12 protein-coding genes are annotated in these 12,992 nt (G+C 26.7%); 1 reads left to right on the forward strand and 11 read right to left on the reverse strand.

The window, feature by feature from the left end:
* Nucleotides 1–67 precede the first annotated feature (67 nt).
* From ABGF45_RS06785 to ABGF45_RS06825, 9 genes are all read right to left on the reverse strand, one after another.
* Nucleotides 68–2,149 (reverse strand): glycosyl hydrolase family 18 protein, encoded by a 2,082-nt coding sequence (locus ABGF45_RS06785; RefSeq protein ID WP_134744123.1) that lies wholly within the window; start codon nt 2,147–2,149, stop codon nt 68–70.
* Between the two features lie 59 nt (nt 2,150–2,208).
* Nucleotides 2,209–3,285, reverse strand: a complete 1,077-nt coding sequence (locus tag ABGF45_RS06790; RefSeq protein ID WP_134744124.1) for a hypothetical protein — start codon at nt 3,283–3,285, stop codon at nt 2,209–2,211.
* A 312-nt stretch (nt 3,286–3,597) separates the two neighbouring features.
* Complete coding sequence (gene sufU / locus ABGF45_RS06795) at nt 3,598–4,029, reverse strand: Fe-S cluster assembly sulfur transfer protein SufU (RefSeq protein WP_134744125.1); 432 nt, start codon at nt 4,027–4,029, stop codon at nt 3,598–3,600.
* Nucleotides 4,019–5,239: an aminotransferase class V-fold PLP-dependent enzyme gene (locus tag ABGF45_RS06800; protein WP_408112691.1), complete on the reverse strand. Its 1,221-nt coding sequence runs from the start codon at nt 5,237–5,239 to the stop codon at nt 4,019–4,021. The genes sufU and ABGF45_RS06800 overlap by 11 nt, the downstream gene beginning before the upstream one ends.
* Nucleotides 5,239–6,276: a SufD family Fe-S cluster assembly protein gene (locus ABGF45_RS06805; protein WP_134710259.1), complete on the reverse strand. Its 1,038-nt coding sequence runs from the start codon at nt 6,274–6,276 to the stop codon at nt 5,239–5,241. Before ABGF45_RS06805 ends, ABGF45_RS06800 begins: the two co-directional genes overlap by 1 nt.
* A 9-nt stretch (nt 6,277–6,285) precedes the next feature.
* Nucleotides 6,286–7,689 (reverse strand): Fe-S cluster assembly protein SufB, encoded by a 1,404-nt coding sequence (gene sufB / locus ABGF45_RS06810; RefSeq protein ID WP_408112692.1) that lies wholly within the window; start codon nt 7,687–7,689, stop codon nt 6,286–6,288.
* The gene (gene sufC / locus ABGF45_RS06815; protein WP_134710256.1) at nt 7,682–8,425 is read right to left on the reverse strand and encodes a Fe-S cluster assembly ATPase SufC; all 744 of its coding nucleotides are present in this window, start codon (nt 8,423–8,425) and stop codon (nt 7,682–7,684) included. Before sufC ends, sufB begins: the two co-directional genes overlap by 8 nt.
* A 63-nt stretch (nt 8,426–8,488) precedes the next feature.
* Nucleotides 8,489–9,220, reverse strand: a complete 732-nt coding sequence (locus tag ABGF45_RS06820; protein WP_134710255.1) for a hypothetical protein — start codon at nt 9,218–9,220, stop codon at nt 8,489–8,491.
* Nucleotides 9,221–9,271: 51 nt separating this feature from the next.
* Nucleotides 9,272–11,083 carry an acyltransferase family protein gene (locus tag ABGF45_RS06825; RefSeq protein ID WP_134744127.1) on the reverse strand — a complete coding sequence of 604 codons (1,812 nt, stop codon included), beginning with the start codon at nt 11,081–11,083 and terminating at the stop codon, nt 9,272–9,274.
* Nucleotides 11,084–11,196: 113 nt separating this feature from the next.
* Between ABGF45_RS06825 and ABGF45_RS06830 the strand changes: the two genes are divergently transcribed.
* Entirely contained in the window at nt 11,197–11,508 is a 312-nt protein-coding gene (locus ABGF45_RS06830) for an Asp23/Gls24 family envelope stress response protein (RefSeq protein ID WP_134710251.1), read from the forward strand.
* Nucleotides 11,509–11,709: 201 nt separating this feature from the next.
* On the opposite strand, the gene ABGF45_RS06835 is transcribed toward ABGF45_RS06830, so the two are convergent.
* A complete protein-coding gene (locus tag ABGF45_RS06835) occupies nt 11,710–11,988 on the reverse strand; it encodes a hypothetical protein (protein WP_134710249.1) in 279 nt (92 codons plus the stop codon).
* Nucleotides 11,985–12,992, reverse strand: a complete 1,008-nt coding sequence (fni, locus tag ABGF45_RS06840) for a type 2 isopentenyl-diphosphate Delta-isomerase (RefSeq protein WP_134710245.1) — start codon at nt 12,990–12,992, stop codon at nt 11,985–11,987. Before fni ends, ABGF45_RS06835 begins: the two co-directional genes overlap by 4 nt.

Here is a 12,992-nt window from a genome sequence, read left to right on the forward strand (position 1 = left end):
TCTATTATCTATTTTGTAACATCACATTATAATCTTAAAATAATAAATTTCATCAGAAAATAAACGTCTAATCATTCTTTTTTCTTACAACTGATAATCCAATTATTGAAATTGCTGTCACTGCTACATACAATAAAATACCAGAATCAGATGTTTTTGGATTACCACCATTTTTATTAATGTTGTTTTCTAATTTAATAACCTTTTTATCCAATTTATCATTTTTTTTCTTATTAGAAACTTCAACTTCATATTTAGGATTTATCTTTTTTGTGTTTTTTTCTTTATTTAACGCTGCTTTTTTAGCTAAATTAACTATTTCATATGGTAATAATTTTTCACCATTTTTCAAACCATTATTTAATCTATCAACATACTTATTAATTTCTTCTTTTGACAAATTTTTTAAAGATTGGATTTCTTTTATTTCATCTTCAACATCAGAATATTCCATAACTCTCTTTAGTTGTTTTGATAATTCATATTTTGTTGTATAAATATTATCATCTCTAAATGCAACACCGTCTCTGTCAATAGCATAGCCTATTATACCAGCTTTTTTACCATTTTTACCATTATCTGGTTGCCATTTAGCGTATCTTTCCGCTGCTGAACCTTCTACTCTATCAGAAATATCATTCCAGCCATTTCTATCTCTTTCTTCATAAAATGAGAATCCTAAAATAAACTTTTCAGGCTTAATATACGGCTTGAATCCTTCCCATCTTCTATTCAAACGACTATCAGAATATCTTCCATATGCCTGTAATAGCACATAATCACTAAAATCATAAGTCCCTTTTAAGATTTCTTCTTCACCAGACATATTTGTGTCAATCATAAAGATTTTACCCTGCTCTTTTAGTATCCTTGATATTTCTTTCATGATTTCTATACCCTGATTTTCTTTACCACTATAATATCTACTATCATGGTATTCAATATCAATATCTATACCATCTAATCCATATCTATTAACTATGGTATCTACTATATATTTAGCTTTAGCTTTATTCCCCTCGCTTGTATTTGGGAAAGAATTTCCTTTTTCATCTTTCATATCACTATATATAGTCTTAATACCAATCGTACGGATTACTCTTTGTCCTCTAGCATTCATTTTTGGAACATATTCTAAAGCAAGTTTTTTCCAAAATTCACTATATGGTTTTGTCCAATCATGAAATACAAATGCTAAATCTACTTCTTTTGGAATATCTCCAAAGTAATTTGGTCTATCTTCTAATGGTTCAGAATTTTGATCATGCCATGTTCTAAACCAACCACCATAAATAGGTGCTTTTAATTTTGAAAATACTGGTTTTTTAGGAAGTGGTAAATTTTCTAATTCTTTCATGTATTCATTTGCTTTTTTCGCTGCTTCCAATAAAGAATTATTTGTTTGAGAACCAATTTTATCTGTAAAATCCTTAGCACTATCTCCAAGTTTATCCAGCTTATTAATTTCATCTCTTACTTTTTCATCACTAAATCCATAATCTATATTTTCTTCATTTACCAACTTACCTTCTACCTTTAATTCCGTAAGACCTAAAGACATTGTATTTGCAGTCATAAAAATTCTTATAGCTTTAGTAGTAACTGGTTTAAATTTCACATTTGTTGTCCCCGATTGAACAGGTTCCACATATTTTTCTAAAACTACATCTTCCCAATTATTATCATCATCCAAAATTGTTTTTTCCGCAAATCCATACTTTTCTGGAAGATTATCTTTTGTTAAGTTTCCCTTAAAGTATTGAATTTTATAATTTTTAGGTAAATACACTCCTCCGTCTTTATAGAAGTCAATTTTCACCCCTGAAACTATTGCTTCTCTTACATCAACAGATGTTCCAAATACATATCCTACCCAATTTTCTTTTAGTTTATTATCAGGCTTCCAATCTGTCCATCTATTTGCAGGTTGATTTCTAAATTCTATTATATCATCATTAATTTTATTAATGGGATCCGCTCCACTTGACCATCTTGCAAATGGTATTAAATTTTTTCTATCAATGATATCTTTTTTTACAGATAATGTTTCTCTCCCCTCAGCCCTAACAACATTTTGGATTTGATTAATCCCCAAAGCTAAAATTGTTGCTAGAGACAAGCAAACTAAATTTTTTGTAATTTTTTTCATATTTACCTCCTTAAATATATTTCAAATATAAAATGAATTTTTAATTGTTTATTTCAATTTTACTTATGACTTTGATGTAAGTAACCATCAATTTTCTTTAAAACATCATAATTCGCTAATTTATAGGTATTATCTCCATCTTTAATCCCAGATCTTTCTACAGCGAATGCAAATACTCCGCCTTTCAAACCATCAGCTTTATTTCTAGGTTGCCACATTGCACACTTATATGCGAAAGTTTTTTCTAAAGGAACTTCCGGATATGTTCTTTGATTACGCCAATTTGATTTATCCGTCAAATTTCTCCAATAATTTCCTGTCATATTTGTTCCTTCTTCGTAGAATGAAAATCCTGGAACAAATTTTGAAGCTGGAATTTTTGATTTAAATGTATTAAAAACATCATCTAAATTTTCTTCTCTGTATGATTGATATAATACATAATCATATTTATTTGCTGTATGTTGAAAAATTTCTGTATTACCATATTTATCTGTGTCAAAAATAAATAGTTTGTTATCTTTCTTAAGTAATTTATATAATTCATTAATTACCCCTATAGACATATTCATTTTTTCAGGACTTAAATATGATGATTCCATATCTATATCAAGCCCATCAAGCCCATCTCTTTTAACATACTCATAATAAATTAAATCCGCAAGAGCTTTATGTCCACTAGGATTATTAGGAAAACTTCTAAATTTATTTATTTTTTCATTATAATCATCTCTAGGTATTGAAATTTCATTTGTAACTAATCCAATATCTATAGTTCTCACAATTTTTGTATTTTTTTTATGTAAATCATTTACATAATCTGGCAATTTATTCCAAAATGGATTTTTTCTAAATCCTAGCCCATCATCAATATGTGCTACAAAAAGGAATACTACATCCAATTCCTCAGGTAAATCACTCATTCTTTGGATACCTTTAGGATCTCCATTTTCTGGTCCACGACCTTCTAAAGTCTTACCATTCTTTATATCATGCCATACTCTATAATATCCAAATAGTAACGGCTCACTTTTATTCTCATCTGTTGCTGCTTTAGAAATATTAAAAGGTATAATTCCTAATATAAATGTTAATACTAGCAACAAACTCACTATTCTTCTTGTAAACTTTTTCATTCCTGCCTCCTAATATATTTTTCTTTTTTAGAATAACTTGTTTATTTTAATCTATCAACAAAAACATAATCTTTTTTAATTTTAATAAAATAAAGTATATGAAAATGTTAGCATTTTACACGATTGTATTTTTATAAAAAAAATGGTTGAAAGCGGTTTATTTGTTAAAACTTAAGCAATAAAAAAGCAATTATTAAAATTAATTAATAATCACTTCGTTTTCCAAAAAAGATAAAAATAAAAGTTTGCTAACAACACTGCCCCACGCCCCATGAAATGGAGCTGCGAAGGTAGCGTAGCAAACTTTTATTTTTATTGATTTTCAATTATTTGTTCTAAAGTTCTCCATGCTAAAACAGCACATTTAACTCTTGCCGGCAATTTATTTATTCCTTGTAAAGCTACAGCATCTCCTAATTTTTCAAAATCTGAATCACTTATTTCTACAGAAGATTTTATCATATTTAAAAATGTATTTACAACATCTCTAGCTTCCTCTATAGTTTTACCCTTGATTGCATCAATCATCATAGAAGTAGAAGCCTGAGAAATAGCACAACCTATACCTTCATAAGAAGCATCCTCTATTATTCTATCTTTTATTTTTAAATTTAATGTTATCTCATCACCACAAGATGGATTTACCCCAAGTTTCGAATCCGTTTTATCTTCAAGAGCTTTTTTATGCTCACTCTCAACACTATGTTCTCTTATCAACTCTGTATATATTTGATTAATTTCCATAAAATATTTCCTTAACTCTATATAATCCTTGAATAAATTTATCAATATCCTCAGTACTATTATAACACGCAAAAGATATTCTACAGGATGAATTTATACCTAAATATCTATGAAGTGGTTGTGCACAGTGATGCCCCACCCTTATAGCAATATTATAAAAATCTAAAATTTGAGACACATCATGAGGATGAATATTTTTGACATTAAAGGCTATTAAATTTCCATTTTTAGTTTTTTCAGGTAAATACAACTCAATAAAATCTAATTTTTTAAGCTCTTCAAGTGCATAATTGAAAATTTCATTTTCAATTGCATTTATAGTTTCCATTCCTACTAAATCAATAAAATCAATAGCTTTATTCAATGAATAAATAGCTGCAACATCAAGTGTACCAGCTTCAAATTTAGTCGGTAAATCTGCATATAATACATCTTGTTCATAAACATACTCAATCATATCTCCACCTAATAAAAATGGTTCCATTGATTTTAACAAATCATATTTACCATATACAACTCCAACTCCTTGAGCAGAATACATTTTATGACCTGAAAAAACTAAAAAATCGCAATTTAATGCTTGTACATCAATTTTTGAATGCGAAACTATTTGTGCAGCATCAATCACAACTATTGCACCTTTTTCATGTGCAATGTCAATGATTTCTTTGATTGGAACCTTAAAAGGAATTACATTTGATGCAGCAGTTACTGAAACAATTTTTGTATTTTCATTTATTTTCATTTTAAAATCTTCAATATCAAGTTCATAATTATCTGTTAGATAAAAATAAACTAGCTTTGCACCTGTTTTTTTCGCAACTTTTTGCCATGTTATTAAATTTGCATGATGTTCTGCAATTGAAATTAAGATTTCATCTCCCGGTTTTAAATTATTTAACCCATAAGATTTAGAAATTAGGTTTAATCCTTCTGTAGCACTTTTAGTAAATATTACTTCTTCTGATTTTGAAGCATTGATGTATTTTTGTACTATTTCTCTAGTGTACTCCAAAATTTGAGATGATTTAATGGCAGATTTGTATGCCCCACGATTTGCATTTGCATTATAAATTTCATAATATTCTTTTAATGAATCTATTACAATTTTGGGCTTTTGCGTAGTGGCTGCACTATCTAAATATACAAGCGGTTTGTTATATTCATTTGTAAAAAATGGAAATAAATTTTTTACTTTTGAAGTTTTCATTAGTTTATCCCTTTTCTTAATTCTTCCAATAATTCTTCAGAAATTTTTTCATTGCCAATTAAATCAAAAATAGGTTTCAATTTTGATTCAATTATTATCCTCTTTGCTGCTTCGGAATCAAATCCTCTGGATGTGATATAAAATAACATATCCTTGTCAATTCTTCCTGCTGAAGCAGCATGATTACCTACTATATCATCTTCTCTTGCAAGTAATAATGGTATAGCCCAATTTTTTACTGTTGGATCCAGTAATGTTACAAATTCTTCTTCATTACCTTGTGCTAATGTACAACCTTTTTTGAAATCCAAAGTTCCAGCAAATCTTTTCTTTGCAAAGTCCTTCAATACCCCATTTATAACCATATCCGATGTAGTTTTTCTACCCAAATGTGTAATTTCATAGCCTAAATCCAAATATCTATCTTCATTTACAAAATATGCTGTTTTTATATCAGCATGCGCCTTCTCACTTCCTAATATTGCTCTATAATTTGCATATGATTCTTTTGCCCCTAATTCAATATGAACCAAATGAACATTTGCCCCCTCATCAATATCTGAAACAATTGATAAAAAACTCTTTGAAAAATTTGATAATCTTTGAATTATAACTATCTTTAAGTTTGAATTTTTTTCAGCTTTTATCTTAAATACGGAATTTTTAAATGTTTCGACATCTTCACTCGATTTATAATCAAAAATTAATGTTGAGTCAGTATTTTCTTTAGCAAAAATTCCATGTTGATCAGACAAAAAATTATTATTTTCGTCAAAATAAAAATTTTCTTCTAAACAAGTATTTTCATCTAAAACATAAAATTTTTCATAATTTTTTAACTTTTGATTTAATTCTAAAACTTCTCTTGAAACACCATATTTTTTATTTACAAATATTTTGTTAAATTCATCAGAAATTTTTTCATTTGCAGAATCAGAATATTGTTTATATTCAACTTCATTTAAATCTATAATTCTACTATTTGCTTCTGTAAATCTCCAGGTAATTTCCGGAATTATATTAACTTCTGTTCTCATTAATTCCTCCTAACCTATTGATCCTATTAATTCTAAATTAATTAAATTATTCATTTCTACAGCATATTCCATTGGCAATTCTTTTGCTATAGGCTCAGCAAATCCCCTTACAAGCATTGCTTTTGCATCTTCCTCACTTAAACCCCTACTCATTAAATAAAAAATCTTAGAATCATCTATTCTACCAATTTTTGCTTCATGCCCTAAATCAACATCATCATTTTCAATAATCATTACAGGAATTGTATCTGATACAGATTTATTATCAATCATCAAAGATTCACAATTCACATTGGATTTTGAGCCTTTGGCATTTTCATTAAAATGAACAAGTCCTCTATATATAGCTTGTCCTCCACTTTTTGAAATAGATCTTGAATTAACTGTAGAATATGTATTTGGTGCAGCATGAACTACTTTAGCTCCAGTATCAAGAATTTGACCTGAATTTGCAAATGAAATTCCAGTATAGTCTGATTTTGCATTTTTCCCAATTAAAATTGATGCAGGATAAAGCATTGAAACTCTTGACCCAAAAGATCCTGAAACCCATTCTAAATGAGCATTTTCCCAAACTATTCCTCTTTTAGTATTTAAGTTGTACATATTTCTGGACCAATTTTCTATAGTTGAATATCTTAACTTAGCACCTTCTCTTACAAATAGTTCAACCGCTCCTGCATGTACGTTTATTACATTGTATTTTGGTGCGGAACATCCTTCTATATAATGAACATATGATCCTTCATCCACATAAATAAATGTATGTTCAAATTGTCCTGCTCCGGGAGCATTTAATCTAAAATATGATTGAATAGGGATATCTACATATTGTCCTTTAGGCACATAAACAAATGATCCTCCGGACCACACAGCATAGTGTAGTGCTGCATATTTGTGTAAATCAGGTTCAACTGCCTTCCCAAACCATTTTTTCAAAAGTGGTGCATATTTTTGTACAGCTTCTTCCATATTTATATAAATAACACCCAAATCAGTCAAATAATTTTTAACATTATGATAAACCATTTCCGAATCATATTGTGCGCTTACCCCGGCAAGGGAATTTATCTCAGCTTGGGGTATCCCTAAATCATAAAATGTTTGTTTAATATCATCCGGTAAATTATCCCACACATTTGTTTCACCAGATTTTGGCTTAACATATAATGTTATTTCATTTATATCAACTTCTGATAAATCAGGCCCCCATATAGGATTTTCTTGCTCAAAAAAAAGTCTCATTCCTTCTAACCTTTTTTCAAGCATCCAATCCGGCTCATTTTTTTCAGCTGAAATAAACTTTACAATATCTTCATTCAAACCTTTTTCTGAAATTTTAGAGTATTCAAATTCATTTTTTTTATCAAATTTTCCTCTATCGATATCGTCAATTTTTGATTTTTTAGTCATTATTTACCTCATCTCTAAATTGTTGATATCCATTTAATTCAATTTCATTTATTAATGAAGCATCTCCAGTTTTTACAATTTTACCGTTAATCATTACATGAACTTTATCAGGTTTGATATTTTCCAAAATTGAACTATGATGTGTAATTATAAGTGCAGATTTTTCCTCAGTTAAAAATGAATTTACTTCCTTTGATACTATTTTAGTAGCATCAATATCAAGCCCAGAATCAGTTTCATCAAGCATTATAAACTTAGGTTTTAATATTTTCATTTGTAAAATTTCATTTTTCTTCTTTTCCCCACCGGAAAAACCTACATTTAAATATCTTTCAGCATAACTTTTATCAAACCCCAATTCTTGTAATTGTTTTTTTAGTTCTCTTCTAAACATTAACAGTTTAGATTTTTCTCCTGTTAGATTAATCTGTGCAGTTCTAATAAAATTTTCAACGCTTATACCTTCTACTTCTTCTGGATTTTGAAAGCTTAAAAACATACCTAATTTTGCTCTTTTATCAGTAGATAGATCCGAAATATCTTCTCCACAAAATATTATTTGTCCATCAGTCATTTTATAATCAGGATGATCCATAATCACTTTCGTCAATGTAGACTTCCCGGATCCATTTGGTCCCATGATAACATGTACTTCCCCATCATTGATTTCTAAATTTATACCATTTAATATTTCTTTATCCTTTACTTTAGCATGTAAATTTCTAATCTGTAACATCATTTCTCCCTTCAAATAAATGTATACTATTTTAGTATGATTTAAGATAAAATATATAACAGATTAGTTTTCTAATCCGTTATATTCATTAACATATAAATACATATTTGTAATATTTTTTAATGCTTTATCTGATTTTTTTATTTCAGTTTTTATTTCTTCAATCTTTTTATTAATTTCATTTTTACTTAATATGTTATTTTCAACATTAAATGGAAACATATCATTTAATGCTTCTATTTTTTTATCTATTTCTTCTAATTTTTCATTTAATTTTTCAGAAGTAATTCTTTTTTGTTTTACATTTTCTATTTCACTAAATTTTAGTAAAGAATCAAAAATAACTTCTATCTGTCCAGTATCTAATGAATACATTATTGTATTCCAAACGACTTCAATATTATCACCTTCATTCAAAAAAGGATCAAACTTATCAATTAAAATTTTAGTATTTTCCATAAATTTATCATTCAATATTCTTTCAACATATCTTAAATTTGTTTTATAATTTAAGCTTTTATTTTTCATATTTAAAATTTTATTTTCTAAATTTAGATATTCATTTTTCGCTAAAAATCCCATAAATTTTAAATGATTAAATTCCGAATTAATCCCATAAATAAATTTATTTTCTAACTCCTTATCTAAAATCATCGCTTGATAAATCAATTCCATTTTTTCTATATCATATTTAGAAAAATACTCTATATATTTTTGTTCTAAAAATATTTTATAAATATATTTATAAAATATAAATTTTGAATATGCTTCAATATAAATTTGTCTATTTGACATCTTCTCCTCTTTCAATTTAAACCATATTTTTTTATTATAGCAAGGTATAGTCTAATTTTGTAACTCTTTAATAATTAACTCCACCATTTTATCAACACCATTATACATTAAATGAGTTTGATCTGATGCTAGATAATCCGGATTTTTAGATGCTACAGAATACCAATCTACAAGTTTTATATCCGGATGTTTTTTTACATAATTTGCATATGTTTCATTAACTTGTTTTTCCCAACTATAGGGCATTTTTACATTAATAAATACTTTTCTACTCTTTGGATACAATTTTACTATATTATCTAAATCAGATTCTGAGAAAAAACCATTTGTTCCAAGCATTACAACTAATGCTGTATTTTCTGAATCATATTTTTTATATTGTTCAAAAACCGGTAATGAATTATATAATTGTCTACTAATTTTAGCATCAATTATTGAATTCGGGTATAAATCACTAATTCTTGAACCTACATTTACTCCTAATGAATCTCCTACTAAAACAATTTTATAATTAATTTTTATATTCTTATTATTTTTTTGAATTTCTGATTTTTCCTTTTTATCTATATTTTCTTTATTTTTATTATCTTCCTTATTTTTTGTTCTATTTTTTTCTACGTTATTATTCATCTTAATTTCATCAGCAAGTTTTATATTTTTACTTTCATCAATAAATATCGTAGAAATATATGGAACTGATACTCCCGAAACTCCTATAACAAACATTCCTAAAAAAACATAAAATACTATGCTTTTAGATAACATAATCCATCCCTTTTTTTCAAATGAATTTATAAATCCATATCTTGAAATCGGCTTTTCTATTTTCAAATTAATTACATAAGCGATTAATAACGTAACTATAATCCTAAATGCTGTAAACCAAGGATTTGGATTACCTAATTCATTATGCATTTGAGTCAATATTATGATTGGAAAATGCCATAAATATATACCATATGACATTTTACCTATACCAATAACAGGTGGAATATATGAAAATATTTTACTTATAATATTTGTAATCGAGCCGAATGAAATTACCATTACAAAAGAATTTAATGCAAAAATCAAAAATCCAATTCTATAAACCCATGGATATACTTCTGAAACATTAAAAATTAAATATACATATAAAGCAGTTGAAACTATAGATACTATATTTGAAACTCCAAATCTATTTAAGCCATTTTTAGAATTTAATTTTTCAATAGGATAAAAGAAATATCCAACAACTCCAATTATAATTTCATAAATCCTAGTATCCGTGCCATAATATACTCTACTCATATTATTAAATGTATATAAATAATTTTGTAAAAAATAACTCAAAACCCCTATGACAGAAATTAAAATTATAAATAAATTGATATTTTTTGTAATTCTAAAATTATAAAATCCCTTAAATAAAAATAGGATAAGTAAAAACGATTGAAACATAACTCCTATATACCATAGATGCTTAAATGGATTTGCAACAAAATTATCGAAATATCCTACTTTATTTATAATTAACCACCAATTACTAGTAAAAGTCATGCCGGCTATCGGATCAAAATGAGATACATTTAAAACAGGCTTATTAAATATAGTTATCAAAATGGTAATTATAAATACCATAATAAATAGTCCAGGCCAAAGCTGTCTAACTCTTGAAGCAATAGTTGAGAAAAATGGAACTCCATTTTTTTCTTTATTTTTATTAACTAATGAATTAGCAAGTAAATATCCGGATATAACAAAAAACAGATCAACTCCTATAAATCCACCAGGAAACATTTTACTATTAATATGATACAAAACTACTGATATTATCGCTATAGCTTTTAAGAAATCTATTCCTGAAATATATCTTCTTTTCATCTTTTTAACTCCTACCTATAATAAAAAATTATATCATAAAATAATCAATTAAACATATTTGCATTAATCATTTTTATTATTTATAATATACCTATAGAGAAACGGAGGATAATATGACCGATTTTAAACACGGCTCAGTTAAGATTTCAAATGACATTATTGATCAACTTATTGCAGAAACAGCATTACAGGTTGAAAATGTAGAATATGTAACTGGCTACAAAAACAAAAAGTTAGAAAAAAATAAAAAAGAAGGAATAGTTGCAGTTATAAGTGATAACAACATTGAAATTGCATTAACTATTCATGTAAAAGAAAATAAAAACATATATGAAACATCAGAAAATGTTCAAAAAGCACTAAAAGAACAAATTAACACAATGCTAGGCTTAAATGTCAAAGGTGTTAATGTAATTTGTAAATAACAAACATTAAAAGATTTAACATTTTTATTAAAAATTGTATTTAATAAAAATAGTTAAATCTTTTTTTATTTGGCTATTAATATTTACGGTAATTGCAAAAATTTTTATGTTTTTAAAGATATATTTAATATTTCAACAAAAAAATTTCTAACTTTTCAAGCAAAAAATTATAAAATTTATTATATTCCAAAATTAAAACCACTACATAAAAAGTCTAAATAATATCATAGCTAATCCAATTAATGAATATAATGATGTCAAAATTACATATCTAATTCCACCATTATTTTTATAATAAATGTACTGGTTTACTCCCATCAAAATAAAAACACTTCCCAATAAGAGATATGATGTAAAATGATTTATTTTTTTATATGATTCATAGATAATAACCCCTATAGCTATAAAGATCAATAAATCCGTAAATATTATTAATTTTAATTGTCCTTTAGTAGCAATTTTTTGTTTATATTCTTTCATAATATTTCTCTTAATCTTCCCGTTATCTTATATTCTACATTTTTTAATTCGTTGATGTTTTTGACACCTAAAAGAAACATAACAACTTTTGTCTTGTATATTAAATCTTCTAAATATTTTTTAGCTTGATTATATCCGCCATGAAGTAAATATTTTAATAATTCCCCACTTATTCCAACATAATCAGCACCAATCACCAATGATTTCACTACATCTAATCCTGTTTTTATACCACCACTAGCTATGATTTTTACTGTATCACTTGAACTTCTAGCATTTATAATTGATTTCGCAGTAGGGATACCCCAGTCATACAAATCAGAAAAATCCTCATGATAATTTCTAAGATTTTCCATTTCTATGAAATTAGTACCTCCATAGCCTGATATGTCAATGTATTTAACTCCTGCATCAACTAAACTTTGAACAGTTTGTTTTGACATTCCCAGACACTTTTCTTTAATAATAATTTTTGAAGAATACTCTTTAGTAAGATTTCTAATATTATCTAAAATATTTTTAAAATCCGGTTTACCTTCAGAACTTATTATTTCTTGAGCAGAATTTAAATATAATGATATGCCATCACTATTAATTACTTCCATTGCTTTTTTTACAGTTTCTAAATCAGACTTTACACTTAAATTAGATAAAACAACTCCATGATAACTTTGTCCATGTTCAACTTCATCAATGTATAGCTTTGACTGTTCATTATAAATATTGCCATCTTGTGCACCAACAGAAAATGGTAAATTAAATTCTTTAGCTATTGAAAATAAAGTTTGATTTACATCAAATCCTCTTTCGGATCCACCTACCATAGCATTAATTATTAAAGGAAATGCTATTTTTTTCCCAAATATTTCAGACTCTGTATTAATTTCGTTAAAATCAATTTCCGGTAAAGAATTATGTTCTAAATAAATATCATTAAATAATGGATTACCAACAAATGAACTAATTAACGAATTATCAAGATACAAATCTTTTGAATTATCCAT

The sequence above is a fragment of the Helcococcus sp. KG196 genome (assembly GCF_046035495.1).
GTDB lineage: Bacteria > Bacillota > Clostridia > Tissierellales > Peptoniphilaceae > Helcococcus > Helcococcus ovis.

Excerpts from the sequence above, each read along its gene's own strand:
- ABGF45_RS06785 (WP_134744123.1), bottom strand. The coding sequence starts at position 2,149 with ATGAAAAAAATTACAAAAAATTTAGTTTGCTTGTCTCTAGCAACAATT.
- ABGF45_RS06790 (WP_134744124.1), bottom strand. The coding sequence starts at position 3,285 with ATGAAAAAGTTTACAAGAAGAATAGTGAGTTTGTTGCTAGTATTAACA.
- sufU (WP_134744125.1), bottom strand. The coding sequence starts at position 4,029 with ATGGAAATTAATCAAATATATACAGAGTTGATAAGAGAACATAGTGTT.
- ABGF45_RS06800 (WP_408112691.1), bottom strand. The coding sequence starts at position 5,239 with ATGAAAACTTCAAAAGTAAAAAATTTATTTCCATTTTTTACAAATGAA.
- ABGF45_RS06805 (WP_134710259.1), bottom strand. The coding sequence starts at position 6,276 with ATGAGAACAGAAGTTAATATAATTCCGGAAATTACCTGGAGATTTACA.
- sufB (WP_408112692.1), bottom strand. The coding sequence starts at position 7,689 with ATGACTAAAAAATCAAAAATTGACGATATCGATAGAGGAAAATTTGAT.
- sufC (WP_134710256.1), bottom strand. The coding sequence starts at position 8,425 with ATGTTACAGATTAGAAATTTACATGCTAAAGTAAAGGATAAAGAAATA.
- ABGF45_RS06820 (WP_134710255.1), bottom strand. The coding sequence starts at position 9,220 with ATGTCAAATAGACAAATTTATATTGAAGCATATTCAAAATTTATATTT.
- ABGF45_RS06825 (WP_134744127.1), bottom strand. The coding sequence starts at position 11,083 with ATGAAAAGAAGATATATTTCAGGAATAGATTTCTTAAAAGCTATAGCG.
- ABGF45_RS06830 (WP_134710251.1), top strand. The coding sequence starts at position 11,197 with ATGACCGATTTTAAACACGGCTCAGTTAAGATTTCAAATGACATTATT.
- ABGF45_RS06835 (WP_134710249.1), bottom strand. The coding sequence starts at position 11,988 with ATGAAAGAATATAAACAAAAAATTGCTACTAAAGGACAATTAAAATTA.
- fni (WP_134710245.1), bottom strand. The coding sequence starts at position 12,992 with ATGGATAATTCAAAAGATTTGTATCTTGATAATTCGTTAATTAGTTCA.